Genomic DNA, 26,110 nt, shown 5'->3' on the forward strand with positions numbered 1-26,110 from the left:
TGCGCGTCGAAGCTCTAAGAATCAACCAAAGAGGAGCTGCGGCGACATCTGAGCGCAGAGCACCTGCGCAAATGTTAACTGCGGCTCCGTACGAGTACCGAAGCCGAAAGAAATGAACGACGGACTAAGGAGGCTCTGCGCTCAGCGCATGAGCCTAAGCGCGTCGGAGAAGAAGTCCGGACCGCCAAAGTTTCCGGATTTCAAAGCGAGCAACATCTCGCCGGAGCTTGCACCGACCGCGCGCAGCACCGGGACTCCCGCCGCGATTTCTACTCCTACGAGAAATCCCGGAATCTTCAACCGATCGACCACCGCGCCGGATGTCTCGCCACCGGCGACGATCAAGCGACGGACGCCGGCCTGCACCAGACCCTCGGCGATGCCGGCCATGGCCTGCTCGATGGCGTGGCCTGCGGCATCGCGGCCATGGCGTGCCTGCACGGCCGCAACGGCGTCCGGCGTCGCGCTCGAAGCGATCAGCACCGGACCTTCCGCAAGCCGCGGCCTCGCCCAGTCCAGCGCACGCTGCGCTTCAGCGGCGCCCGCGACGATCCGCTCCGGATCGAGATGAAGCACCGGCATGATGCGTTCGGCGCTGGCGATCTGCTGAAGCGTCGCCTGCGAGCAGCTGCCGGCAAGGCATGCCGCCAGGCCGCCGACGGCCGCGCCGGTTTCGCCGCTCGGTGCCGGCTTCACCTTGCCCGTCGACACCAGCGCGCGCGCAAGCCCGAGGCCCATGCCGGACGCGCCGACCGACAGAAGACGTTCAGCGGCGACGAGACCGATGGTCTCGAGGTCGCGGTCGAACACGGCGTCGATGATCGCAGCACCGATGCCCCTGGCGGCGAGCTCGGCCAGCCGTGCCCGCACGGCCTCCGCGCCGCGCGCGACGGTGGCGAGATCGACGAGGCCGATCTGCGTGCTGCTCTGTCGCGCCAGCACGCGCACCAGGTTGGAATCATGCATCGGGTTGAGCGGATGGTCCTTCAGCGGGCTCTCGTTGAGCGGCACGGCGCCGACGAACAGATTGCCCTGATAGACGGTGCGCCCGGTCTCCGGAAAGGCGGGTGTCACCAGAACATTCGCCTCGCCGCAATCGGTGCGCAGCGCATCCATGACCGGGCCGATATTGCCCGCGTCGGTGGAATCGAAGGTCGAGCAGATCTTGAACAGCACGTGGCCGGCGCCGCGGCCGCGCAGCCATTTGTCCGCGGCGCGCGAGCGCGACACGGCAAGGCCGGCCTCGATCGAGCGGCTCTTGAGCGACACCACGACGGCATCGACCTCGGGTAGCGCGAGATCGTCGGCAGGGATGCCGATGGTCTGGACGGTGCGCAGGCCTGCGCGCGTCAGCGTGTTGGCGAGATCGGAGGCGCCGGTGTAGTCGTCGGCGATGCAGCCTAACGCTGGGGTCACGGCTTCACTCCCGCATAGGGCTTGAACCAGGCAAGCCCATCGGTGGTCTTGCCGCGCGGATTGTATTCGCAGCCGACGAAGCCGGCATAGCCGAGCCGGTCGAGCTCAGCGAACAGGAACGGATAGTTCAGCTCCTCGCCGTCGGGCTCGTTGCGCGAGGGAATGCTGGCGATCTGGACGTGGCCGATGATCGGCATCATCTCGCGCAGCCGCATGGTGACGTCGCCATGGATGATCTGGCAGTGATAGATGTCGAACTGGAGCTTCAGGTTCGCAAGCCTCAGCTCCTGGATCAGATCCCGCGCGAAGCCGAAATCGTTGAGGAAGTAGCCGGGCACGTTGCGGGCATTGATCGGCTCGATCACGATGTCGATGCCGTGCGGCGCAAAAAACTCGGCAGCCCATGCCACAGATTTGTAGAAGGCCTCGATCGCGACGCGCTCGCCGCGGTTGGCGATGCCGGCCATCAGGTGCAGGCGCTTGACGCCGGTCGCCTTGGCATAAGGCAGCGCTGTCTCCAGGCTCGCCTTGAGATCGGAGAAGCGTGATGGCAGAGCGGCAAAGCCCTTCTCGCCGGCGTTCCAGTCGCCCGGCGGCAGGTTGAACAGCGCCTGGGTCAGGCCGTTGCGCTTGAGCCGTTCGCCGACGGCCTCGGCGGGATGCTCGTACGGAAACAGAAATTCCACCGCGGTGAAGCCCGCTTGCGCGGCGGCATCGAAGCGGTCGAGGAACGGCACCTCGGTGAACATCATCGAGAGATTGGCGGCGAAACGGGGCATTGGAGATCCTCTGTTACTTGTCGCCGGGCAGCTTGACGCCGGTGACCTGCGCATACATGCGCGCGACCGATGCGTCATCGTCGCGGCCCATGCCGGCGGCCGATGTCATCAGGAACATCTGGAGCGCGGCGGCGGAGACCGGCACGGGGAATCGGGCGCTGCGCGCCATGTCCTGGATGATGCCGAGGTCCTTGACGAAAATCTCCACCGCGCTTCGCGGCGTGTAGTCGCCGTCGAGCACGTGCGGCATGCGGTTCTCGAACATCCAGGAATTGCCGGCCGAGGCCGTGATCACCTCGTAGACCTTGCGGATGTCGAGGCCCTGCTTGGCTGCGAACGCCATGGCTTCGCTGGCGGCGGCGATATGAACGCCGGCGAGCAGCTGATTGATCATCTTGAACGCAGCGCCCTGCCCGGCGGCATCGCCGAGCTCGTAGAGCTTTGCGGCCATGGCATCGAGCGCCGGCCGCGCCTTGGCAAAAGCGGCCGAGCTGCCTGAGGCAAGAATCGTCAATTCGCCTTGCGCGGCGCGCTGCGCCCCGCCGGAGATCGGCGCATCCAGATAGTGCCGGCCGGTCGCCTCCAGCTGCTTGGCAAGACGGCGCGCCACGTCGGGATCCATCGTCGCCGAGGAGACGAACACGCTGTCCTTCGGCATGGTCTCGGCGGCGCCATCCTTGCCGAACAGGATGGTTTCGGTCTGCGCCGCATTGACCACCACGCTGACGACGATGCCAGCGTCCTTGGCCGCTTCGGCCGGCGTCTTGGCCCCCGCGCCGCCGTCCTTCACGAAACGCGCGACGGCATCCGCCGAGACGTCGCAGCCGGTCACGGCATGGCCGGCGCGCTTGAGCGAGGTCGCCATGCCAAAGCCCATCGAGCCGAGCCCGACAACGGCGATACGCTGACTTTGTGACGTGGAGGCGGACATATGCAACTGACCCTTGCGAACGTTTCCCAATAGCTGCCCTTTGCGGCAGCTTGGCAACCGAATAACACGGCTTGGCCGCGCTGCCAAAGCGTGAGACAAGCAAGCATGACGGCCATGAGCAATGAAACACGGCTGCGCGAGGACATCTGCCGCTTCGGACGATCCCTGTTCGAGCGCGGGCTGACGCCGGGCTCCTCCGGCAATATCAGCGTCAAGCTGGACGATGGCGGCTGGCTGGTGACCCCGACCAATGCCTCGCTCGGCTTCCTCGACCCGGCGAAGCTGTCGCGGCTGGATAGCCGGGGCCGGCTGGTTTCGGGCGATGCTCCGACTAAAGAAGTTCCGCTGCACACGGCGCTTTACGATACGCGCGGAAGCGCGCGGGCCATCGTGCACCTGCACTCCACCCATTCGGTGGCGCTGTCGATGCTGCCCGAGATCGATCCGCGCGCCGCGCTGCCGCCGATGACGGCCTATTATCTGATGAAATGCGGCGCCACCGCGCTCGTGCCCTATTACCGTCCCGGCGATCCCGCGGTCGCGGATGCGATCAAGGGACTGGCCGGGAAATATTCATCCGTGCTGCTCGCCAATCACGGCCCGGTCGTCGCCGGCGACACGCTGGAGGCGGCGGTGTTCGCAACAGAAGAGCTGGAGGAGACGGCGAAGCTGTATCTGCTGCTGCGCGGGATGAATCCGCGGTACTTGTCAGCGGAGCAGGTGATGGACCTGGTGAAGGTATTCGGGGTGACGCTGCCGGAGCATGGGCACGCACATGCACCACCCACAACAGAACGCCCCACCGACGCGGAGGTCGAAGCCGCGGCCCGTGTGCTTGATAAGGCCGGACGTCATCATCATTGGTGGCCGAAGTCCATCAAATCCTACGACCAGATGGCCAAGACTGACCCGATCGGGAAGGATGAATTTGAAGCGATCGTCGAGCGCATGTTGATAGCCGCATCAGAGGCAAAACGAGATGCGGACGACAATACTAGTTAGAGTATCGTAGCCCGGATGGAGCGAAGCGTAATCCGGGACTTTTAGCGCGGCGGGCTAGACCCCGGATTTCGCTGTGCTCCATCCGGGCTACGAACCTGCGTCACAGCCCCAGATACGCCTTCCGCACATCGGGATTTCCCTTGATCTCGCTTGCTGCGCCCTGCATCAGCACGCGGCCGGTCTGCAGAATGTAGGCGCGGTCGGCGATCTCGAGGCACTCGGCCATACGCTGCTCGACGATCAGCACGGTCATGCCGGCGTCGCGGATGCGCTTCACCGCCTGGAAGATCTCATCCACCAATTTCGGCATGATGCCCTGCGAGGGTTCGTCCAGCATCAACAGCCGCGGGCGCGTCATCAGGGCGCGGCCGATCGCGAGCATCTGCTGCTCGCCGCCGGAGAGCGTCTCGGCGCGCTGCTCCAGACGTTCCTGGAGACGCGGGAACAGCTTGAACACGAGGTCGAGCGGCTCTTCACGGTTCGCTTCGCCCCGATAGAGGTAGCTGCCGAGACGCAGATTGTCGCGCACGGACAGGCGCGGGAACAGGCGGCGATTTTCCGGCACATAGGCGATGCCGGTCGCGGTGATGTGGTGCTGCGCCATGCCGTCGAGGCGCTTGCCGTCGAAGGTCACGCTACCCGAGCGCGGGCGCTCGGCGCCGGCGATGGATTTCAGCAGGGTCGACTTGCCCGCGCCGTTGGCGCCGGCCACGCAAACGATCTCGCCCTTCTGGACCTCGATCGAGACCGCGGAGATCGCGACCAGGCCCTGATAGGCGGTGGTGACTTCACGCACCGACAGCATGACGATCTCCCAGATATGCCTTGATCACCTTGGGATCGCGCACGACGTCGGCAGGCTTGCCCTCGACCAGCACCTTGCCGAGATCGAGCACGATGGCCCGGTCGACCAGCGGCATCACGATCTCCATGACATGCTCGACCATCAGGACGGTGATGCCGGCATCGCGCACCTTGCGCACGAGCGCAACACCGGTCTGCGCCTCGGTCGGCGTCAGGCCGGTGAGGACCTCGTCGAGCAGCAGCAGCTTCGGTTCGGTCGCAAGTGCCCGCGCGACTTCGAGGCGGCGCTTCTCGGCCGGCACGAGGTCGCTGGCGAGTACGTCGGCGCGCGCGGCGAGCCCGGTGAATTCCAGCACCTCATGCGCCTTGCGGCGCGCCTCGCGCATCACCGTGTTGCGCACGAGGGCGCCGACGATGACGTTGTCGATGACCGTCATGGTCTCGAAGCTCTTCACGACCTGAAAGGTGCGGCCGATGCCCCGCCGGCAGCGTTCGGCCGCCGGCAGTTTGGTGACGTCCTCGCCATCGAATAGAATCGAGCCTTGCGTCGGCGGCAGCACGCCGGCGATCAGATTGAACAGCGTCGACTTGCCGGCGCCGTTGGGGCCGATCAGGCCGACGATCTCGCCGCGGCCGACCGAGATCGAGACGTCGCTGTTGGCGACGAGGCCGCCGAAGCGCTGCCAGACGCCGCGGGTTTCGAGCAGCGCGCTCATCGGGCAGCTCCCGTCTTCTTCGGACGCGAAAACAGGCTGAGCAGACCGCGCGGCAGGGCCAGCGAGATCAGGACGATCAACGTGCCGTAGACAATGAGGTCGACACCCCGTCCCGAGCCGCCGAACTTGAAGCGCGTCAGCTCCGTCAGCGGGATCAGGATGGCCGCCCCCAACACCGGCCCCCAGAGGGTACCGATGCCGCCGAGCACGGCAGGCAGCGCCATCAGCAGCGAGAACTGAAAGCCCATGACGCTTTCCGGATCGATGTAGGAGACGAACTGTGCGTAGAAGCTGCCGCCGACGGCGACCAGAAAGGCGGATACCGCGGCCGCGCCCATCTTGGAATTGAACACGTCGACACCGAGACTCTCGGCCGCCTCAGGGTTGTCCTTGACCGCCCGCCACCAAAATCCCCATTTGGAGTTTTCCAGCCACCACGTTACGAACCAGGCGAGGCAGCACAGCGCCAGCGCGAAATAGAAGTACGGCAGCTTGGTGCGCAGGAACTGGAATTTCAGCCAGCTGTCGCCACGGATCGGAATGGTGATACCCATCGCGGCGCCGGCCCATTCCCAATTATGGAATAGAAGCAGGCCGATTTCGGCGATGACGATGGTGGCGATCACGAAGTAATGGCCACGCAGACGGAAGAAGGGATAGCCGAGCCCCATCGCGATCAGCGCCGACACGACGCCGCCTGCCAGCATGCCGAACCAGGGCAGCACGCCGAATTTCGTGAACAGCAACTCGGTGGTGTAGGCACCCAGGCCGAAATACAGCGCGTGGCCGAGCGAGATCTGGCCGCAATAGCCGGACAGGATATTCCAGCTCTGCGACAATCCCGCATACATCAACGTCAGGATCAGGATGTTCTGGACGACGACGTCCTTCACGAACAACGGCGTCAGCGCGGCAATGGTGGCCAGAGCTGCGGCGATGATGAGATCGCGGCGGCGCCGCGCTGCAAAATCCTTGTCCATCACATCGATCCGAACAGGCCGCGCGGCCGGATGAAGACGACCAGGAGATAGACCGAGTAGATGCCGACCGATTTCAGCGACGGCGGCAGCACCAGCGCGGTGACGGCTTCGACGAGACCGACGATGATGCCGCCGGCGAAGGCGCCGAACACGCTGCCGAAGCCGCCGAGCGCAACCGTGACATAGGCGATCAGCGCAAAGGAGGCGCCGACATCGGGATAGATGTAGAAGAACACCGCCATGATCGCGCCGGCGAGGCCGACCAGCGCGGCGCCGAGGCCCCAGCCGAATGCGAACACGCGGTTCTTGTCGATGCCGACGAGCGCGACTGCCCCGGGATCCTCGCGGGTCGCTTCGATCGCGCGGCCGAAATCAGTGCGGTGGATGAAGAAGTAGAGACCTGCGAAGGCCGCGATCGAGACCAGCGCGCCGACCAGTTGCGGCTCCGGCAGGAAGATGCCGCCGACCGAGATGGTCTTGCCGCCGAGCCAGGACTGCGGAATGCTGCGATAGTCCGGCGTGAAGAAGTACTGCGCAAGCCCGCGCATGACGATGGCAAGCCCGAAGGTGGTGAAGATCTGCACCATGCCGGCATTGGCCTTGGCCCGCATGGCGAAGCGTACAAGGAGCAGATAGACGACCGCTCCGAATATGAAGAGTGCCGCAGCGACCAGCGGCGCCGACAGCAAGGGATCGATGGCGAAAAACGCGAACAGGAAGAAGGACAGATACATCGCGATCATCAGGAATTCGCCATGGGCGAAGTTCGTGACGTCCATCAGGCCGAAGATCAGCGCGAGGCCGACCGCGATCAATCCGTAGAGCAGGCCCATCAGAAGGCCGCTCGCGAGACTCTGGATAATGGCTTGGGCTGTCACTGCATCGTCCCCCACACTCCGACCTCATCCTGAGGAGTGCGCACCAGCGCGCGTCTCGAAGGATGGCCCGCCCTCGTCCTCCGAGACGCGGGCTGCGCCCGCCCTCAGGATGAGGGCGGGAACTACTGTCCCAGTCCGCTAGCGCTTACTTCATCGGCCAGATCGCCTCGGCGATCGCGGCCTGCGGCGGGAAGATGGTAACGAACTTGCCGCCGACATATTGCAGCAGCACCGGATCGGCATCGTTGTTCTGGCCCATCTCGTCGAACTTGACGCGCTTCCAGGGCATGATGGTCTTTTCGCCGGGGATGTCGGTCGCGGCAAGCGCATCGCGGATCTTCTCGCCGTCGGTCGACTTGGCGCGGCTGATGGCGTCGGCGAGGATGATCAGGCCCATGAACTGGCGCGAGGTGAGATCGTTGAAATCCTTGCCGGACCTGGCCTTGAACATCTCGTTGATCTTGCCGACCATCGGCCGCTTCTGCGCGAGGTCGAGCGAGAAGGTGCCGCGCGAGATCACGCCTTCGAGCTTGTCGCCGACGGCATCGTAGAGCGCCTTCTCGGAGAAGCCGGCGTCCTGCGCCACGATCGCATTCGGCTTGTAGCCGAGCTCGGCCATGGTCTTGACCAGGAGGATGCCGTCGGTGGTGTAGCTCGACGGCATCAGCACGTCGGCATTGGCAGTCTTGAGCTGCTGCACCTCGGCCGAGAGCGAGGGCGAGTTGGCGCGATACTTGATGTCGGTGACGATCTTATAGGCGCGCTCGCCGGCGATCTTGGTCTGGGCATTGCCGGAATCGGTGCCGAAGATGGTGTCCTCGTGGAACAGCGACAGCGTCTCGATCTTGGTGTCCTTCTTCTTCATGGCGTCGAAGAAGTCGAACATCGCGGCCGAGTACATCTCGTCGTGCGGCGAGGCGCGGAAGTAATATTTCAGGCCGCGGCGGTGCAGGCTCGGCGAGGAATTGTCGGCGGACAGGAACGGGACCTGATAGCGCTCGCAGATCTGGCTGACGGTGACGGCCACCGCGCTCTGGTAAGTGCCGATGACGGCGCAGACCTTCTCCTGCGTGATCAGGCGCTCGGCCTCGGCGCGGCCCTTCTGCGGATCGGCCTGATGGTCGGCGAACACGAGGCGGATCTTGGCGCCGCCGAGACCCGGCAGGCCTTCGCCCTTCGCCAGCGGCAGGTCGAAATCGCTGTCCTTGTTGATGACTTCGAGCGCGGTCTCATAGGCCTTCTGCGCGTCGACGCCCTGCTGCGCGCTGCCGCCCGAGAACGGATAGATCACGCCGATCACGACTTCCGTCGTCTGTGCGCGCGCTGCCAGCGGCACGAGAGCGGCAGTGGCGGTGGCTCCCAACAACACGTCGCGGCGAGTGATCGTCATGGCAAAGTCCCCTGTTACTGAATTTCGGCTGATCGAATGAAGCGATTGGTGGATGCGGTAAAGCCTGAAGAAGCAGCAGACGCTGCCCACTAAATCACGGCCATGTTTCTGTTCTTGAGATCGGTCACCAGCATCAGGCCGGGCGAATGCGTGATCGCGAACGGCAGCTTCGCGGCGTTGATCACCGATTGCGGCGTCACCCCGCAGGCCCAGAACACCGGGATCTCGTCAGCCGCGACCGGCACCGGATCACCGTAGTCGGGCTTGGCGATATCCGTGATGCCGATCAGATGCGGATGGCCGAGATGCACGGGCGCGCCGTGCACCGCCGGATAGCGCGAGGTAATCTGCACCGCGCGGATCGCATCGGCCGGCTTGAACGGACGCATCGACACCACCATTGGGCCGGCGAACGGACCTGATACACCGCAGGCGATGTTGGTGCGGTACATCGGCACGCGCACGTTCTTTTCGATGTGGCGGATCGGCATGCCCTCCTCGAGCAGAGCCTCCTCGAACGAGAACGAGCAGCCGAGCACGAAGGTGACGAGGTCGTCGCGCCAATAGCTCTTCACGTCGGTCGGCTCGTCCACGATTTCGCCGTCGCGCCAGACGCGGTAGCGTGGCACGTCAGTGCGGATGTCGAGATCGGCACCGAGCGAGGGGATGTAATGGCTGCCGACATCGGACATGCCGATGATCGGGCACGGCTTGGGATTGAGCTGGCAGAAGCGGTGGAAGGCACCGGCATATTCCGCCGGCAGGATCGCCAGATTGCCCTGGACATATCCGGGAGCGACGCCGGCGGTGGAGGCGACCAGCCCCTCACGGTAGGCGAGCCGGGCCTTGCGGCTCGGGAGGACGTCGGGTGTTTCAGTTTGCTGCGCTGCCACCAAAACAGTCATGTGATCGACCTGCCTATAAACTCGACAAAGACAAGCCAACACCAAGCGTGCTATAAAGTCTAATCTTCGTTTCTAATCAATATCGATAAATCTGATTTATCGATCGGGAAAATCCTTCCAATGCTGGACTTCAGGTCGATCGAGACGTTCCTATGGGTCGTGAAGCTCGGCAGCTTCCGCGGCGCCGCGCAACGGCTCAACACCACGCAGCCGGCGATCTCCCAGCGCATCGCCCAGCTCGAGCGCGAGATGGGCGTGAAGCTCCTGAACCGCGATCACCGCATCGCCTCCCCGACCCCGAGCGGCCGGCAGATGATGGTCTATGCGGAGAAGCTGATCGGCCTGCGCGCCGCGATGATGGCGGAGATCGGCGATGCTTCCGCGATGCGCGGCGTGATGCGGCTCGGCGTCGCCGAGACCATCGTGCACACCTGGCTGCCGCGGCTCGTCAAGAGCGTGAACGAGGTCTATCCGAACCTGTCGCTGGAGATCGAGGTCGACATCACGCCGAACCTCACCGCGCGCCTGCTCGCGCAGGAGATCGAGCTCGCCTTCGTGGTCGGACCGCTGTCCGCCTCCGGCGTGCACAACCGCGTGCTCGCCGATTATCCGATCGGCTTCCTCGCAAGTCCCTCGCTCGGGCTCGGCAAGGGCCCGGTGACGCCGGCGGACCTCGCGCGGTTTCCGATCATCACCTTCCCGCGCAAGACCAAGCCCTACGAGGTCGTACGCGAGGTGTTCGACCGGCCGGAGCTGCCGCCGATCCGGCTGCATGCATCCGCTTCGCTGGCGACCGTCATCCACATGGCGGTCGAGGGACTCGGCATTGCCGTGATCCCCGACGCCATCGTCGAGAACGAGCTTGCCGACGGACGCCTGCAGCTACTCGACACCGATCTTTCCATCGCGCCGCTGACCTTCACCGCGAGCTGGCTCGCCTCGCCCGATGTCGTCGCCGTGGAGCGCGTCGCCGAGCTTGCACGGCAAATTGCGCAGAGCAGCCTCGCGGTTGACGCGCCCGCACAGGCGCGTCATTGAAAAAGGCGCCGGACTTTCTCCCGTCATTCCGGGATGGTGCGTAAGCACCAGACCCGGAATCTCGAGATTCCGGGGTCGCCCTTCGGGCGCCCCGGAATGACAGCGACAAATGGAAACGACCGCATGAGCCGAGCCGCCACCAACCTGCAAATCGATTCTGCCCGCCTGTGGGGCTCCATCCACGAGACCGCGCAATTCGGCGCGACGGCCAAAGGCGGCGTGCGGCGGCTGACGTTGAGCCGTGAAGACAAGCAGGTGCGCGATTGGTTCCGCAAGGCCTGCGAGGATGCCGGACTGGAGGTCCACGTCGACGCGCTCGGATCACAGTTCGGCCTGCGCAAGGGCCGCGACATGTCGAAGCTGCCCGTCGGCATCGGCTCGCACCTCGACACCCAGCCGACCGGCGGCAAGTATGACGGCATCCTGGGAACGCTCGGCGCGCTGGAGGTGATCCGCACGCTGAACGATGCCGGCATCGAGACCGAGGCGCCGATCTGCGTCGTGAACTGGACCAACGAGGAAGGCTCGCGTTTCGCACCTGCGATGATGGCCTCTGCCGCCTATGTCGGCGACTTCACCACCGACGACATTTTGTCGCGCAAGGACGCCGAGGGCACCACCGTCGGCCAGGCGCTCGACGGCATCGGCTATCGCGGCGACAAGCCGGTCGGCTTCCAGAAGCTCGGCTGCTTCGTCGAGCTGCACATCGAGCAGGGGCCGATCCTCGAAGCCGAAGGCAAGACCATCGGCGTGGTCGATTCCGGCCAGGGCGTGCTCTGGTACGACGGCAAGATCTCCGGTTTCGAGAGCCATGCGGGCTCGACGCCGATGCCGCTGCGGCGCGATGCGCTGGCCACGCTGTCGGAGATCGTGCTGGCGATGGAGGCCATCGCGAAGAAGCACGGACCGAACGCCGTCGGCACCATCGGCGAGGCCGTGATCGCCAATCCCTCGCGTAACGTCATTCCCGGTGAGATCGCCTTCACCATGGATTGCCGCAGTGCCGATGGCGCTATCATGGATGCGCTCGACCGCGATCTGCGTGCGGCGATCGCCGAGATCGCCGCGCGCCGCAAGGTCGAGGTCAAGATCGATCTCGTCTGGCGCAAGCCGCCGACGCATTTCGATCCGAAGCTGATTGCCGCCGTCGAGAACGCCGCCAAGACGCTCGGCTATTCCTCGCGCCGCATCACCTCCGGCGCCGGCCATGACGCCTGCAACCTCAACACGATCATGCCGGCGGCGATGGTGTTCGTGCCCTGCAAGGACGGCATCAGCCACAACGAGCTGGAGGATGCGACGCAGGCCGACTGTGCCGCGGGCACCAACGTCCTCATGCATACCGTGCTGGCGATCGCCGGCGTCGCATCCTGAGCGGAGAGAACCATGCGCGGAGTTTTCGTCGACGCCAATGAATCGCTGGCCGTGATCATGGAGCGGCTGGAGAAGCCCGGTGATCCCAAGGTGCGGATCAACAGGAATCCCGACATCACGCCCGAGCAATATCCTGAAGTTCTCGACGGCGCCGAGATCGCGATCGTCGACCACACCGCACTGCCGACCGAGGTCGCGAAGAAATGCACCGGGCTGAAGCACGTCGTGTTCCTCGGCACCGGCGCGCGCAGCTACATGAATCCGGAAGAGCTTAGCCAGCTCGGCATCTCCGTGCATCTGATCAAGGGCTACGGTGACACGGCGGTTGCAGAATCCGCGATCGCGCTGATGTGGGCGTCGGCCCGCGTCATCGCGATGATGGACCGCGAGATGCGCGCCGGGAACTGGCTGCGCGAGGACGGCATGCAGCTCACCGGCAAGACGCTCGGCCTGATCGGCTTCGGCGGCATCGCCGCGGAGGTCGCGCGCATCGCGTCCGGCAGCGGCATGAAGGTGATCGCCTGGAACCGCTCGCCGAAGAGCCACGCGGGCGTCGAATTCACCGACCTCGACAGCGTGCTGGCCAGAAGCGACGTGGTGTCGCTGCACCTGCTGCTCAACGACGAGACACGCGGCATGATCACGCGCGATAAGATCCTTGCGATGAAACGCGGCGTCATCCTCATCAACACCGCCCGTGCCGCGATTGTCGACGAAGCGGCCATGATCGAGGCGCTGAAGTCCGGCCATATCCGCCACGCCGGCCTCGATGTCTTCAACATCGAGCCGCTGCCCGGCGATCATCCGCTGACGAGGCTGCCGAACGTGACGCTGTCGGCGCATTCGGCCTTCCGCACGCCGGAGGCGAGCGAGAACCTGATTGAAGCGGCGTGGGTCCATTGCCGCCGGATCGTGAAGGGATAAGAGCAACAACAATGGCCGACTATCGCATCATCAAGGCTGAGCCGCTCACCAAGGCCATCCATGCCATCGTCAGGGCCGGCGGCTCCTCGGACCGCGAGGCCGAGCTCGTGGCCACCAATCTCGTCGAAGCCAATCTGAAGGGACACGACTCGCACGGCGTTGGCATGATTCCGCGCTACGTCCAGAGCGTCACCAATGGCGGCCTCGCCGTGAACTCGCACGTCAAGATCGTGCTCGACACCGGCCCGCTTCTCACCCTCGACGGCCTCACCGGCTACGGCCAGGTGATCGGCCATGAAGCGATGGAGCTCGCGGCCGAGCGCGCAAAGAAGAACGGTGTCTGCCTTGTTGGCCTCTCAAATTCGCATCACATCGGCCGCATCGGCCACTGGGCCGAGCAATGCATCGACCACGGCCTGGTCTCGATCCACTTCGTCAACGTGATCTCGCGGCCGATCGTGGCGCCCTGGGGCGGCAGCGACGCACGCCACGGCACCAACCCGTTCTGCGTCGGCATCCCGCGCGCCGGCAAGGATCCCATTGTGCTTGACTTCGCCACCAGCAGGATCGCGCAGGGCAAGACCCGTGTTGCCCATAACAAGGGCGTCGAGCTCGAGGTCGGCACCATCATTGATCACGAGGGCAAGCCCACGATCAACCCGCGCTACACCGTGATCCCGCCCTACGGCGCGATCCTGCCGTTCGGCGAGCACAAGGGCTCGGGCCTTGCGCTGGTGTGTGAAATCCTCGGCGGCGCGCTCTCCGGCGGGCAGGTGGTCAAGGGCTCGTCGGACGGCAAGCACAATGTCATCAACGGCATGCTCTCGATCGTCATCGACCCCGGCAAGCTCGGCACCGGCGAGAACCTCGCACGCGAAGTCGAGAGCTTCGTGGCCTGGCACACCGGCTCGCCGCCTGCCCCCGGCGTCGACAAGGTCAGGATCGCCGGCGATCCCGAGCGCGAGACCAAGACGAAGCGCCTCGCCGAAGGCATTCCGGTCGATCCGACCACCTGGCAGGAGATCCTGGATGCCGGGAGGAAGTTCGGGCTGGAACAGACGGCGATCGAGAAGATCGCGAGCTGATCGGAACGAGGCGCGTTCCTTGGCCTCGCCTCGCTCCTCATGCACAATCGCGCAAGAGAGACTGGACTGCGGCGAAGATATCGACGTGCTCGCGGGACGGGTTTGAACCGCCCCGCATGACCTTGCGACCATGCGGATATCCGATTGCATCCGCCCGAGGTTCGCATGCTCTCCCGTCTCGCAAAATTCGTGTCCGGCTCAAACCTTCCGTCGCCCGGATCCGATCTCTACCGGCAACGGCTCGCCATCTACGAGAGCGAGCTTGGCGAGCCCGAGCGCACATTCACGGACTACGCAGAGCGCCGCATCGACATCCACGCCTTCGGCCGCGATTTCGTCCCGGTCTGCCAGGAGGGCTCCGACGAAGGCTATGTCCTTCTCACCAACGGCATGAGCGAGCAACGGATGCACGGCGTCCCCGGGGACGCAAAGCCCCGGGCCGAGCTGATGTGGTACGTCCGCGAGCCGACGCAGGACGTTTGCGCCAATCTGCGCTGGCTGGCCAATCTGCCGTTCATCGACACGACCTGGTTCGGCTTCGGCCATCGCGTCGCGCTTCCGTGGCCGCCGGTTGCAGGAACGGACTTCCAGACGTTCCTGTTGCTCACACCGATCATCGGCCCCGACAAGGAGATCGCCGAAGCGCTGAAGATCGCCGGCGACCCGGTGGAGATCCTGACCGTGAACCTGATCTCGCATCAGGAGCTCGGGCTGATCAAGTCCAGGGGGCTCGATCCGTTGCTCGATCTGCTCGACGAGAACGACTATCCGCCGATCTTCGATCCGGCGCGGAAGTCGTATGTTTGAGGCATAGACCAAAAGCACTGCTGCCTTTCCCTTCTCCCCTTGTGGGAGAAGGTGGCGCGAAGCGCCGGATGAGGGGTTCTCTCGGCGAGCAATTTTAGGACTAATAGGTCTGCATCTGCGGAGACAACAGACCCCTCACCCGTCTCGCCGCTTTGCGGCGAGCCACCCTCTCCCACAAGGGGAGAGGGTGAAGCGCCGTACTAATCCACCATATCCGCAACCGCCTTGCCGCACGCCGTGGTATCGGCGTTGCCACCGAGATCCTTGGTGCGCAGGGTGCGTTCGGCGAGCGTGCGCTCGATCGCCTCGACGATCGACTTGCCGGCTTCCTTCTCGCCGAGATGCTCGAACATCATCGCGCCGGACCAGATCATGCCGATCGGGTTGGCGATGCCCTGGCCTGCGATGTCGGGCGCCGAGCCGTGCACCGGCTCGAATACGGATGGGAAATCGCCCTCGGGGTTGATGTTGCCGGACGGAGCGATGCCGATGGTGCCGGTGCAGGCCGGGCCGAGGTCGGAGAGGATGTCGCCGAACAGGTTGGAGCCGACCACGACGTCGAACCAGTCCGGATGCAGCACGAAGTTCGCGGTGAGAATGTCGATGTGATACTTGTCCCACTTCACGCCCGGAAACTTCTTGGCCATTGCCTCCACGCGCTCGTCCCAATAGGGCATGGTGATGGAGATGCCGTTGGACTTGGTCGCCGAGGTCAGGTGTTTCTTGGGCCGCGACTGCGCGAGCTCGAAGGCGAATTTCAGGATGCGGTCGACGCCGGTACGGGTCATCACCGTCTGCTGCGTCACGAACTCGCGGTCGGTGTCCGGGAACATGCGGCCGCCGACCGAGGAATATTCGCCTTCGGTGTTCTCGCGCACCACCCAGAAATCGATATCGCCGGGCTTGCGCCCCGCCAGCGGCGACGGCACGCCGGGCATCAATCGCACCGGGCGCAGGTTCACGTACTGGTCGAACTCGCGGCGGAACTTGATCAACGAGCCCCACAGCGAGACGTGGTCCGGGATCTTGGCCGGCCAGCCGACCGCACCGAAATAGATCGCATCGTGCTTGCCGATCTTCTCCTTCCAGTCATCAGGCATCATCTGCCCGTGCTTCTCGTAATAGTCGTAAGAGGAGAAGTCGAAATGGTCGAAATGCAGCGAGACGTTGTGCTTTTTCGCCGCCGCCTCCAAAACGCGCAGGCCCTCGGGCATCACCTCCTTGCCGATGCCGTCGCCGGGAATGACCGCGATCCGGTATTGCTTCTTGCTCATCGAGAACGTCCTTGGTTGGTCCGGCAGTCGCCGCCTTCTGACTGCACTGCAATGGACCAAACGCGGCGGCAGTGCAACGCTGCACTGCAATGTTGACCATGGCGCGGCCAAGCGCCTACTGATTTGATCCTGTTCCCACGAACGAGTACCCCCATGGATCTGCATCTGCGCGGCAAGCGCGTCCTGATCACCGGCGCGTCCAAGGGCATTGGCGCAGCCGCCGCCGAGGCCTTCGCCGAGGAAGGCGCGCATCTCCTCCTCGCGGCGCGTAGCGGCGATCAGCTCAAGGCGCTGGCCGACCGTTTGCGCGCCGCGCACCAGATCGACGCCACAACGAGCATCGTCGATCTGCGCAAGGAAACGGACGTGGCCCGGCTGGCGAAAGAAGCCGCCGACATCGACGTGCTCGTCAACAATGCCGGCGACATCCCCGGCGGCTCGATCGACAAGATCGACGAGGCGACCTGGCGGCACGCCTGGGAATTGAAGGTGTTCGGCTATATCAACCTGACGCGCTACATCTACGCCCAGATGAAAGCCAGGGGTGGCGGCGTCATCGTCAACGACATCGGCGCGGCCGGCGAGAAGTTCGATGCCAACTACATCTGCGGCAGCGCCGGCAATGCCGCGCTGATGGCGTTCACACGGGCGCTCGGCGGCAAGAGCCTGGCCGACAACATCCGCGTGGTCGGCATCAATCCCGGCCCCGTCGGCACCGACCGCCACGTCACCCTGCTCAAGACGCGGGCCAAGCACCAGTTCGGCGACGAGAGCCGCTACAAGGAATTCCAGAAGAGCCTGCCGCTCGGCCGTCCCGCGCATGCGCGCGAGATCGGCGACCTCATGGCGTTCCTGGCTTCGGATCGCGCTGGCTATACGTCGGGCGTGATCTACACGGTCGACGGCGGCATCAGCGCCGGGTGGGGTTAACTCTATTCTCGTCATTGCGAGCGCAGCGAAGCAATCCAGGAATGCCTCTGCAGCAACCGGTCTGGATTGCTTCGTCGCTTCGCTCCTCGCAATGACGGGCCTCGAATAAGCACAGGAGTAAAACTAAGTGTCCCAGGATCTGATCCGCGAAACCGCCTGCACCGTCGTCGACAAGCTGCGCTCCGGCGACGTCTCGCCGCTCGAGCTCCTGGACGTGGTGGAGAAGCGCATCGAGGAGGTCGACGGCAAGGTCAACGCGCTGCCGACGCTGTGCTTCGATCGCGCGCGGGAGAGCGCGAAGACGCTGATGCAGAAGCCGGCCGGCGCGCGCGGGCTGCTCGCCGGGCTGCCGGTGCCGATCAAGGATCTGACCGACGTTGCGGGCGTGTTGAACACGCAGGGCTCGCCGATCTTCAAGGACAACATCCCCGCGAAGTCCGACCTCATGGTCGAGAACCTCGAGGCCAACGGCGCGGTCGTCTACGCCAAGTCGAACACGCCGGAATTCGGGGCCGGCGCCAACACTTTCAACGAGGTGTTCGGCGCGACGCTCAATCCCTGGGACACGAGGAAATCGGCCGCGGGCTCCTCCGGCGGCGCGGCGGTGGCGCTTGCAACCGGCATGGCCTGGCTCGCCCAAGGCTCCGACATGGGCGGATCCTTGCGCAGCCCCGCGGCCTTCTGCGGCGTCGTCGGCATGCGGCCGAGCATCGGCCGCGTCGCGCATACCCCCAAGTCCGGCATCGATCGCAATCTCGGCGTGGTCGGCCCGATGGCGCGCAACGTCGAGGATCTCGCGCTGCTGCTGGACGCCATGAGCGGCGACTATGCCGACGATCCGCTGTCCCTGCCGGCTCCCGCAACCTCGTTCCTGTCGGCGGCCCAGGCGGGCAAGCGGCCGAAGCGCATCGCCTATTCGCCCGATCTCGGCATCACCCCGGTCGACCCCGAAGTGAAGGCGATCACGCGAAAGGCCGCCGAACGTTTCGCCGAAGCCGGCGCCATCGTCGAGGAGGCGCATCCGGATTGGCGCGAGGCGCATGAATGCTTCCACGTGCTGCGCGCCTTCGATTTCGCGATCACCAAGGCCAATCTGCTGCGCACCAAGCGCGACCTGCTCAAGCCCGAAGTGATCTGGAACATCGAGGAAGGCCTCAAGCTCACGGTCGAGCAGCTCGCGCGCGCCGAGGCGCAGCGCGTCGGCATGACGGCGCGGGCGATCGAGTTCTTCAAGAGCTACGATCTGTTGCTGACGCCGACCACGATCGTTCCGCCCTTCCCGATCGAGCATCGCTATGTCGCCGAATGCGCCGGCAAGAGGTTCGAAAACTACGTCGAGTGGCTCGGCATCGTCTACGCCATCACGCTGGCCTGCTGCCCGTCTCTTTCCCTGCCCTGCGGCTTCACGGCCTCGGGCCTGCCAGTCGGCGTCCAGGTGGTCGGCGCGCCGCGCGCCGACGCGCAGGTGATTGCCGGGGCGAAGGTGCTGGAGGATATTTTGGACCTGCGCGGCACGACGCCGATCGATCCGAAGGTGAAGAACTAGCCTCACTCTCGTGCTCCGGACGCGGCGCAGCGCTAGCGCGCTGCCCCTTGTCCGGGACATGAGACCTCACCTCCCGCTGGTTGCCTTCCAGGCTGGGACGGCTGCTCGGTTCGCTATTTGGCGATCGGGCAGGAGCCTGGATTATCGCAGCGAGGAGGCGTCGATCGCGTGGTGCCGGTCGCCTCCTCGGAGCTCGGGCCCACCGCCCCGTTCAGAATGACCGAGACACGCCATCGATATGTTGTTTGCGGCGTCAAACCGGAATCCCCAAAGCTCGCGCCTGTCACGTCGCCAACCGCTTGGAACGCACCATCGGGTCCCGCACGCGAAACCCGGTAGGTTGTTCCGTCGTCTCCTGGAGACCAGGCCAGGTCAGCGCCGCTATCCGACGTATCGATCACCGTGAGCGACTGCGGTGCCGATAGCGAGGGCGCGGTCGCGCCGGCAGGCGCCGCGGCAGCGGCCGTGAGCGCATCCAGCATCGCCTTGATCGCCTTGATTTGCGATCCGGACTTCGTCACGTAGCTATCCTGATGGTTGACGTAACTCCACCAATCCCAACAGGCCTGCGGATTGCTTGGCCAGTATGGGCTGGTCTTGGTCTGCGGATAGAGAATGATCATGCGGTTCGTGTCCGCCCACTCATTGTAGCCGGCCTCATCCACGAATTTGCGTCCGATATCGGCGACGTCCTGCTTGCATCCGTGGAGCGCGACGTGGACGCGACACGGACTGCCCTGCTCGCAATCCCTGGGTACGAACACATAGCCGGTATCGCCCATGCTCAACGCGTCGGGCAGATGCGGCGTGGTATAGATCGATTGATCAAAGCTCTTCACTGAACCTGCAAGCTGCGCGGCATTGGGCGGATTCAGGCGGCCGTAAATATGCTGCAGGATGACGCCGGCCTGGTCATAGCCGCATTGGTCGATATAGGGCGCCGTGTTGGCCTTGCAGTCGTTGAGCCCGGGTGCGCCCTGTTTCGCCACGACGAACGAGTGGCCCGCGCCGAGCGAGGCCTGATAGAACAAGTTGCCGCGATTGGCATCCCCCAGATAATGGCGATAGAAATCGGCGGCCGCATCGGTCGCGGCCTTGTCGACGATCGCGTCATTGTAGCCGTGAAAGAGATAGATCTTCTGCCTGCCGACATGGCTGAGAGGGTCGATCTCGCCCGCTGCGGCCTTCGCGTCGGCCTTTGCCGTAAAATCCTTCGGATTCAGATCCGACGCCGGCCCTTTCATGCATGCACCCGTGGCCCGCCGGATCGGCCCCCAGTACCAGGTGATGGCATCAAACGCGTCCGCCTTTGCGCACCAGTAAGGGCCGCCCGCGACCACACCGACGCCCTTGATCACCGACGACCATGCCGTGCCGAACTGAACGGCCATGAACGCGCCCGACGAAATTCCTGAAATCGAACTCTCACCGATCGGCGCGCGATAGCGCCGTAACCCCTCCGCGGCGCACGATGACACGCCGAGAGTGGTTGTGAAGATCAGGACGCAGATCTGGGCGGCGGTGAATTGCCGCAAAACGGCCACGCGCATGACAGCCTCGCCAAATCGACCGCAGGAGCAACCTCTGGTACTAGAGATCAAGATCGGCAATCGGCGCAAGCGCAAACAAGCGGCACCAAACCAGAAACCGTCACTTCGGCGTTGCCGGCGCCTCCAGGCTGCGACTGTAGCGCGACATCGCGAAACAGAAGACGAAATAGATCGCTGCCGCGAAGATGTAGACCTCGACCGAAAACTGCTGCCAGGCGGGATCGATGATCGCGGTCTTCGCCGTCGTCAGCAGGTCGAAGATGCCGATGATCAGCACCAGGCTGGTGTCCTTGAAGAAGGCGATGAAGGTGTTGACCAGCGGCGGAATGACGTGGCGGATAGCCTGCGGCAGGATGATCAGCCGGTGCTTGCGCCAGTAGGACAGGCCGAGCGCGTCGGCGGCTTCATATTGCCCGCGCGGCACGGCCTGAAGCCCGCCGCGGATCACTTCGGCGAGGTAGGCGCCGGCGAACAGGATGATCGCGATCTGCGCGCGCAGCAGCTTGTCGATGTTGAATCCGGCCGGCATGAATAGCGGAAACATCACGCTCGCCATGAACAGCAGGCTCACCAGCGGCACGCCGCGGATCAGCTCGACATAGAGCACGCTGAGCGAGCGGATCGCCGGCAGCTTCGAGCGCCGCCCGAGCGCGATCAGAATACCGAGCGGAAAGCCGACAGCGAGGCCGAACGTCGCCAGGATCAGCGTCACGGGCAAGCCGCCCCAGCGGTCCTGCGAGACGAAGGACAGGCCGAGCACGCCGCCCCACATCAGCACGCTGATCAGCGCCAGTGCACCGATCCAGAGATAGACCAGCTCGCGCCGCCACAGCGCGCGGCGGGTCGAGAGGTAGTACAGTGCGATGAACAGCACGACCGACAGTGCCGGCCGCCACTGCTCGTCGAACGGATAGGTGCCGAACAGGATGAAGCGATACTTCTCGGGGACGATGGCCCAGCAGGCGCCGAGGCCACGCGCGGCGCGACAGGCGCTGGAATCGTTGGTGGGCGTCAGCCAGACCGCATTGGCGATGCCCCATTGCACGAAGCTGAAAATGCCCTTCGCGAGCAGCACCAGCAGCAGGACGCTGATGATCCCATTCGGGATCGAGGAGAACAGATTCTTGCGCAGCCAGTGCAGCACCGGATTGCCCAGCTGCGGTCGGCGAGCGGCCCGGGGTGCATCGGGGATGTCCGTGATCGCGGTCATGATCAGCGCTCCACCAGCGCGATGCGCGCATTGTACCAGTTCATGAAGAAGCTGATCGAAAGGCTGATGGTCAGGAACACCGCCATGATCAGCGCGATGGCTTCGATGGCCTGTCCGGTCTGATTCAGCGTCGTGTTGGCGATCGAGACCACGTCCTGGTAGCCGATCGCGACCGCGAGCGAGGAGTTCTTGGTCAAGTTGAGATACTGGCTCGTCATCGGCGGCACGATGACGCGCAGCGCCTGCGGCAGGATGATCTGCCGCAGCATGAAGCTGCGACGCAGGCCGAGTGCGTTGGCGGCATCCCATTGCCCGCGTGGCACCGACTGGATGCCGCTGCGCACGATCTCGGCGATGAAGGCGGAGGTGTAGGTCACCAGTGCGATCAGCAGCGCGAAATATTCCGGCGCGAGCGTCAGCCCGCCGACGAAATTGAAGCCGCGCAGCTGCGGCCACTCGACCGTCCAGGACACGCCGAGCACCAGCGAGACCGCCGCCGGCACCACGACGATGAGGCCGAGCGCAGACGGCCAGGCCGGCCGCGGCTTGCCGTCGCGCATCTGCTGTGCGACCAACCAGCGACGGAAGAGGAAGAACACCGCACAGCCCAGCACCGCGGTGCCGAGCACCGTGAGCTGCGGCGGGCCGAACGGGATCGCCGGCAGGATCAGGCCGCGATTGGACAGGAATATGCCCTCGACGGGCCGCCAGGCGGCACGTGCAGCCGGCAGCGCCTGCATCAGCACGTACCAGAACAGCAGCTGGAGCAGCAGCGGGATGTCGCGGAGCGTTTCGACATAGACCGCGGCAAGCCGCGACAGCAACCAATTGGCCGACAGCCGCGAGATCCCGATCAGCGTGCCGAGGATCGTCGCGAGCACGATGCCGATCACGGCGACGCGCAAGGTGTTGGCGACGCCGACGACGAAGGCCCAGAGGTAGGTATCCCCGGGATTGTAGGCGAGCAGGCTGTCGGCAATCGGCATGCCGGCCTCGCGCCCGAGAAAGGCGAAGCCGGTCGTGATGCGGCGGGCCGACAGATTAGTGACGGTGTTGGACCAGAGGAAGGCGATCACTGCGGTCGCGATGCCGACCACCAGGACCTGCCAGAACAGGCCCTTCAATTGGTTGCGGCCGAGCACAAAGCGGCGGCGCGACGGCGGCCTGGGATGATCGGCGGTCACAGCACAAAATCCTTCGTCGAATGCAGCGATTTCCGGCGACGCACGTCAACTGTTGCACCGAACTCAAATTTATGCAACAAATGTTTCATGGCCGAGCCCGCGAAATCCTCGCCCCTGAGCGAACTGCGCATCGCATTGCCGTCGCTCCCCCTGCGCTTACAGGAGGTCGGCCGTTTCGTCGCCGCCAACGACTACGATGCCACCACCCGCTCGATGCGAGATCTCGCGGCGGAAGCCGGTGCCGATCCCGCCGCGTTCACGCGGCTTGCGAAAGCGATCGGCTATTCCGGATGGGACGAGCTGCGTGCGGCGCTGACCGAGGAGCGGCGGCCGTCCCAGACCGCGCCCTTCTCCGGCCGCACAAGAGGCCGCCGTCACGGGCCGAACGCCGATGTTACGCTCATCCTCGACAAGCTCGAGGCCGAGGCCGCCGGCCTTCCGCGCATCCCGGCGCAGCCGATCGCGGAAGCGGCGCGCGCGCTGCACGACGCCAAGCGGATCTGGATCGCGGGCTATCGCAGCTGCCGCAGCGTCGCGGAACTCCTGAACTACGAGCTGCGCCTGTTCCGGCCCGAACAGGTGCAGCTCGTCGGCACGTCCGGGCCCGACGACCTCGATCTCGGCGCGTTCCGGCCAAGCGAGGCCGTGATCGTCATCGGCTTCCTGCCTTACACGCATGCGAGCGTCCGCGTCGCGCAGGCCGCGCATCGCAGCGGCGCGACGCTGATCGCGATTGCGGACAGCCTGTCGGCACCGATGGCCGAAGGCGCCGACCATGTGCTGCTGTTCGAGGCAGCCTCCTCGCCCGGCTTTTTCCCCAGTCTCACGGGCGCGATCGCGATCGCGCAGTCGCTCGCGGCGGTCACGTTCTCGCTCGGCGGCGCCGCCGCGAAGAAGCGGCTGGAAAACACCGAGGCGCGGCTCACTGCTGCCTCCACCTACGTCCCGGAGAAAGGTTGACCCATGAGCACTCGCACCAGCCGTGTGCTGCATCGCTCGCTGCGCGAAACCCCGCCAAAGGCGATCGGCGGCGAGGGCGTTTATCTCTTCGCCGAGGACGGACGTCGCATCATCGATGCCTCCGGCGGGGCGGCGGTCTCTTGCCTCGGCCACCAGCATCCGCGCGTGATCGCGGCGATGGCCAAGCAGGCGTCCACCCTCGCCTATGCGCATACGGCTTTCTTCTCCTCCGAGCCGGCGGAAGCACTTGCTGAAACACTGGTCGGACACGAGCCCGGCGGGCTCGCCTACGCCTATTTCGTCAGCGGCGGATCGGAGGCGATCGAAGCCAGCATCAAGCTGGCGCGGCAATATTTCATCGAGCGCGGCGAGCCGCAGCGGCAGCACTTCATCGCGCGGCGGCAGAGCTATCACGGCAACACGCTCGGCGCGCTCGCCGCCGGCGGCAATGCCTGGCGTCGCGCGCCCTATGCGCCGCTGCTCTCGACCGCTTTCAGCCACGTCACGCCGGCGTTCGCCTATCGCGAGAAGCGCGAGGGCGAGTCGGACGCGGGGTTCGTCGCGCGCCTCGCCGCCGAGCTCGAAGCCGAGTTCCAGCGGATCGGCCCCGACACCGTCGCCGCCTTCCTCGCCGAGCCCGTCGTCGGCGCCACCGCCGGCGCCGTGACCGCCCCGGACGGCTACTTCAAAGCGATGCGCGAGATCTGCGACCGTCACGGTGCGCTGCTCATTCTCGACGAGGTGATGTGCGGCATGGGCCGCACCGGCACGATGCATGCGTGGGAGCAGGAAGGTGTCGCCCCCGACATCCAGGCGATCGCAAAGGGGCTCGGCGGCGGCTATCAGCCGATCGGTGCGATGCTGGCAAGCGGCAAGATCATCGACACCATCCGCTCGGGTTCGGGCGCGTTCCAGCACGGCCACACTTATCTGGCGCATCCCCTCGCCTGCGCCGCGGCGCTCGCGGTGCAGGATGTGATCCGCGAGGATGGCCTGCTCGACCGCGTGAAGGAGCGCGGCAGGCAGCTCGAGCGGCGCCTGACCGAACGCTTTGGCAATCATCGCCATGTCGGCGACATCAGGGGCCGCGGCCTGTTCTGGGCGATCGAGCTGGTCGCCGATCGCGCTAGCCGCACCTCGTTCGATCCGGCCCTCAAGCTGCACCAGAAGATCAAGGCGGAGGCCTTTGCCGGTGGCCTCGGCTGCTATCCCAGCGGCGGTACCGTCGATGGCGTGCGCGGCGACCACGTGCTGCTGGCACCGCCCTATATCGCCTCGCCGGACGAAATCGACCTGATCGTCGACAAGCTGGGCACGGCCGTCGACAGCGTGTTGCGTAGTGTCAATCAGTGAGGGGAGAGTAGTATGAGGAAAGTGGTTATCGCAGCGGGCCTGCTCGCGGCATCGACGGTGATCGCAGCGGCGGCGACGCTCGATACGGTGAAGAGCCGCGGCACGCTGGTGTGCGGCGTCAGTGCCGGTTTTGCCGGCTTCTCGGCGCCGGACTCGCAAGGCAATTACAGGGGTCTCGACGTCGATTATTGCCGCGCGCTGGCGGCCGGCGTGCTCGGCGACCCTACCAAGGTGCGCTACGTCTCGCTGACGGCTCAGAACCGCTTCACCGCCCTGCAATCGGGCGAGATCGACGTGCTCTATCGCAACTCGACGCAGACCTATTTGCGCGGCGTGACGCTGGGCCTGCGGCAGGGTCCGATCAACTTCTACGACGGCCAGGGTTTTGTCGTGAAGAAGGACCTCGGCGTCAAGGAGCTGAAGGACCTCAAGGGCGCCACCGTCTGCGTCGCGCAGGGCACCACGCACGAGGTCACGCTCGGCGACTACGGCCGCGCCAACGGCATCGACTGGAAGCCCCTGGTGTTCGACCGCGTCGACACCATGTACCAGACCTTCTTCGGCGGCCGCTGCGATGCGATGACCCAGGACGCTTCGGCCCTCGCCGGCGCGGTGACCACGGCCGCGCCGAACGCAGCCGACTACATTGTGCTGCCGCAGACCATCAGCAAGGAGCCGCTCGGACCCTTCACCCGCAACGGCGACGAGGTCTGGAGCGACATCATCACCTGGCTGCATTACGGCCTGATCGAGGCCGAGGAGCTCGGCGTCACGCAAGCCAATGTCGACGAGATGACGAAGTCGCAAACGCCTGCGATCGAGCGGCTGCTGGGGGCCAGCGGCGACCTCGGCTCGCGGCTCGGGCTCGACAACAAATGGCTGGTCAAGGCGATCAAGGCCGGCGGCAATTACGGCGAGATTTTCGAGCGCAATGTCGGCAAGGCCAGCCCGCTCAAGCTCGATCGCGGCCTCAACGGTCTCTGGAGCAAAGGCGGCTTGATGTACGCCATTCCGTTCAAGTAAGCAATTCACCTCTCCCCGCTTGCGGGGAGAGGTCGGATTGCGCAGCAATCC

23 protein-coding genes and 1 pseudogene are annotated in these 26,110 nt (G+C 65.0%); 11 read left to right on the top strand and 13 right to left on the bottom strand.

The features are described from left to right. Positions 1-141 precede the first annotated feature (141 nt). Genes otnK through ltnD form a run of 3 tightly spaced genes read right to left on the bottom strand, consistent with a single transcriptional unit; the run spans position 142 to position 3,126 of the window. Positions 142-1,416, bottom strand: a complete 1,275-nt coding sequence (gene otnK, locus P0R31_RS07970) for a 3-oxo-tetronate kinase (protein WP_275513592.1) — start codon at positions 1,414-1,416, stop codon at positions 142-144. Further along, positions 1,413-2,195: a 2-oxo-tetronate isomerase gene (otnI, locus tag P0R31_RS07975; RefSeq protein ID WP_275513593.1), complete on the bottom strand. Its 783-nt coding sequence runs from the start codon at positions 2,193-2,195 to the stop codon at positions 1,413-1,415. Before otnI ends, otnK begins: the two co-directional genes overlap by 4 nt. 13 nt (positions 2,196-2,208) lie before the next feature. Next, complete coding sequence (ltnD, locus tag P0R31_RS07980) at positions 2,209-3,126, bottom strand: L-threonate dehydrogenase (protein ID WP_275513594.1); 918 nt, start codon at positions 3,124-3,126, stop codon at positions 2,209-2,211. A gap of 105 nt (positions 3,127-3,231) precedes the next feature. On the opposite strand from ltnD, the pseudogene P0R31_RS07985 reads away from it, so the two are divergent. Beyond that, positions 3,232-3,903, top strand: a pseudogene (locus P0R31_RS07985) (aldolase); the annotation flags it as partial. A 325-nt stretch (positions 3,904-4,228) separates the two neighbouring features. Here P0R31_RS07985 and P0R31_RS07990 read toward each other — a convergent pair. The 6 genes from P0R31_RS07990 to P0R31_RS08015 all read right to left on the bottom strand — a co-directional run bounded on the left by P0R31_RS07990 (position 4,229) and on the right by P0R31_RS08015 (position 9,801). Next, positions 4,229-4,933: an ABC transporter ATP-binding protein gene (locus P0R31_RS07990; protein WP_275513595.1), complete on the bottom strand. Its 705-nt coding sequence runs from the start codon at positions 4,931-4,933 to the stop codon at positions 4,229-4,231. Then, on the bottom strand, positions 4,917-5,648 hold the full coding sequence (locus tag P0R31_RS07995; protein WP_157281206.1) for an ABC transporter ATP-binding protein: 732 nt from the start codon (positions 5,646-5,648) through the stop codon (positions 4,917-4,919). Before P0R31_RS07995 ends, P0R31_RS07990 begins: the two co-directional genes overlap by 17 nt. Then, positions 5,645-6,628, bottom strand: coding sequence for a branched-chain amino acid ABC transporter permease (locus P0R31_RS08000; RefSeq protein WP_036004933.1), 984 nt, complete (start codon positions 6,626-6,628; stop codon positions 5,645-5,647). Before P0R31_RS08000 ends, P0R31_RS07995 begins: the two co-directional genes overlap by 4 nt. Next, complete coding sequence (locus P0R31_RS08005) at positions 6,628-7,461, bottom strand: branched-chain amino acid ABC transporter permease (RefSeq protein WP_240538114.1); 834 nt, start codon at positions 7,459-7,461, stop codon at positions 6,628-6,630. The genes P0R31_RS08000 and P0R31_RS08005 overlap by 1 nt, the downstream gene beginning before the upstream one ends. Positions 7,462-7,651: 190 nt before the next feature. Beyond that, positions 7,652-8,896 carry an ABC transporter substrate-binding protein gene (locus P0R31_RS08010; RefSeq protein WP_275513596.1) on the bottom strand — a complete coding sequence of 415 codons (1,245 nt, stop codon included), beginning with the start codon at positions 8,894-8,896 and terminating at the stop codon, positions 7,652-7,654. Positions 8,897-8,985: 89 nt separating this feature from the next. Next, positions 8,986-9,801, bottom strand: a complete 816-nt coding sequence (locus P0R31_RS08015) for a putative hydro-lyase (RefSeq protein ID WP_275513597.1) — start codon at positions 9,799-9,801, stop codon at positions 8,986-8,988. Positions 9,802-9,921: 120 nt separating this feature from the next. Here P0R31_RS08015 and P0R31_RS08020 point away from each other — a divergent pair, with 120 nt between their 5' ends. The 5 genes from P0R31_RS08020 to P0R31_RS08040 all read left to right on the top strand — a co-directional run bounded on the left by P0R31_RS08020 (position 9,922) and on the right by P0R31_RS08040 (position 15,029). Next, positions 9,922-10,839, top strand: coding sequence for a LysR family transcriptional regulator (locus P0R31_RS08020; RefSeq protein WP_036004923.1), 918 nt, complete (start codon positions 9,922-9,924; stop codon positions 10,837-10,839). 123 nt (positions 10,840-10,962) lie between these two features. After that, the gene (locus tag P0R31_RS08025) at positions 10,963-12,213 is read left to right on the top strand and encodes a Zn-dependent hydrolase (protein WP_275513598.1); all 1,251 of its coding nucleotides are present in this window, start codon (positions 10,963-10,965) and stop codon (positions 12,211-12,213) included. A 12-nt stretch (positions 12,214-12,225) separates the two neighbouring features. Next, positions 12,226-13,137, top strand: coding sequence for an NAD(P)-dependent oxidoreductase (locus P0R31_RS08030; RefSeq protein ID WP_275513599.1), 912 nt, complete (start codon positions 12,226-12,228; stop codon positions 13,135-13,137). A gap of 11 nt (positions 13,138-13,148) precedes the next feature. Beyond that, positions 13,149-14,222: a malate/lactate/ureidoglycolate dehydrogenase gene (locus P0R31_RS08035; RefSeq protein WP_275513600.1), complete on the top strand. Its 1,074-nt coding sequence runs from the start codon at positions 13,149-13,151 to the stop codon at positions 14,220-14,222. 165 nt (positions 14,223-14,387) lie between these two features. Further along, complete coding sequence (locus P0R31_RS08040) at positions 14,388-15,029, top strand: suppressor of fused domain protein (RefSeq protein WP_275513601.1); 642 nt, start codon at positions 14,388-14,390, stop codon at positions 15,027-15,029. Between the two features lie 200 nt (positions 15,030-15,229). Here the strand turns inward: P0R31_RS08040 and P0R31_RS08045 are convergent, their stop codons facing one another. Continuing rightward, entirely contained in the window at positions 15,230-16,303 is a 1,074-nt protein-coding gene (locus P0R31_RS08045; protein WP_036004872.1) for a tartrate dehydrogenase, read from the bottom strand. A gap of 153 nt (positions 16,304-16,456) precedes the next feature. Here P0R31_RS08045 and P0R31_RS08050 point away from each other — a divergent pair, with 153 nt between their 5' ends. Continuing rightward, positions 16,457-17,233: an SDR family oxidoreductase gene (locus P0R31_RS08050; RefSeq protein WP_275513602.1), complete on the top strand. Its 777-nt coding sequence runs from the start codon at positions 16,457-16,459 to the stop codon at positions 17,231-17,233. 127 nt (positions 17,234-17,360) lie between these two features. After that, a complete protein-coding gene (locus tag P0R31_RS08055; protein WP_275513603.1) occupies positions 17,361-18,779 on the top strand; it encodes an amidase in 1,419 nt (472 codons plus the stop codon). A 113-nt stretch (positions 18,780-18,892) separates the two neighbouring features. Here P0R31_RS08055 and P0R31_RS08060 read toward each other — a convergent pair whose 3' ends face one another. The 3 genes from P0R31_RS08060 to P0R31_RS08070 are packed head-to-tail and all read right to left on the bottom strand — an operon-like array spanning position 18,893 to position 22,723. After that, positions 18,893-20,389: an extracellular catalytic domain type 2 short-chain-length polyhydroxyalkanoate depolymerase gene (locus tag P0R31_RS08060; RefSeq protein WP_275513604.1), complete on the bottom strand. Its 1,497-nt coding sequence runs from the start codon at positions 20,387-20,389 to the stop codon at positions 18,893-18,895. A 40-nt stretch (positions 20,390-20,429) separates the two neighbouring features. After that, positions 20,430-21,539, bottom strand: coding sequence for an amino acid ABC transporter permease (locus tag P0R31_RS08065; protein WP_275513605.1), 1,110 nt, complete (start codon positions 21,537-21,539; stop codon positions 20,430-20,432). Positions 21,540-21,541: 2 nt separating this feature from the next. Beyond that, positions 21,542-22,723: an amino acid ABC transporter permease gene (locus P0R31_RS08070; RefSeq protein WP_275513606.1), complete on the bottom strand. Its 1,182-nt coding sequence runs from the start codon at positions 22,721-22,723 to the stop codon at positions 21,542-21,544. Positions 22,724-22,810: 87 nt separating this feature from the next. Between P0R31_RS08070 and P0R31_RS08075 the strand changes: the two genes are divergently transcribed. Genes P0R31_RS08075 through P0R31_RS08085 form a run of 3 tightly spaced genes read left to right on the top strand, consistent with a single transcriptional unit; the run spans position 22,811 to position 26,059 of the window. Further along, on the top strand, positions 22,811-23,683 hold the full coding sequence (locus tag P0R31_RS08075) for a MurR/RpiR family transcriptional regulator (RefSeq protein ID WP_275513607.1): 873 nt from the start codon (positions 22,811-22,813) through the stop codon (positions 23,681-23,683). A gap of 3 nt (positions 23,684-23,686) precedes the next feature. Next, entirely contained in the window at positions 23,687-25,036 is a 1,350-nt protein-coding gene (locus P0R31_RS08080; RefSeq protein ID WP_275513608.1) for an aspartate aminotransferase family protein, read from the top strand. Positions 25,037-25,048: 12 nt separating this feature from the next. Then, entirely contained in the window at positions 25,049-26,059 is a 1,011-nt protein-coding gene (locus tag P0R31_RS08085) for an amino acid ABC transporter substrate-binding protein (RefSeq protein ID WP_275513609.1), read from the top strand. The last annotated feature ends 51 nt before the right edge of the window (positions 26,060-26,110 follow it).

The sequence above is a fragment of the Bradyrhizobium yuanmingense genome (assembly GCF_029167105.1).
GTDB classification, from domain to species: Bacteria; Pseudomonadota; Alphaproteobacteria; order Rhizobiales; family Xanthobacteraceae; genus Bradyrhizobium; species Bradyrhizobium yuanmingense_A.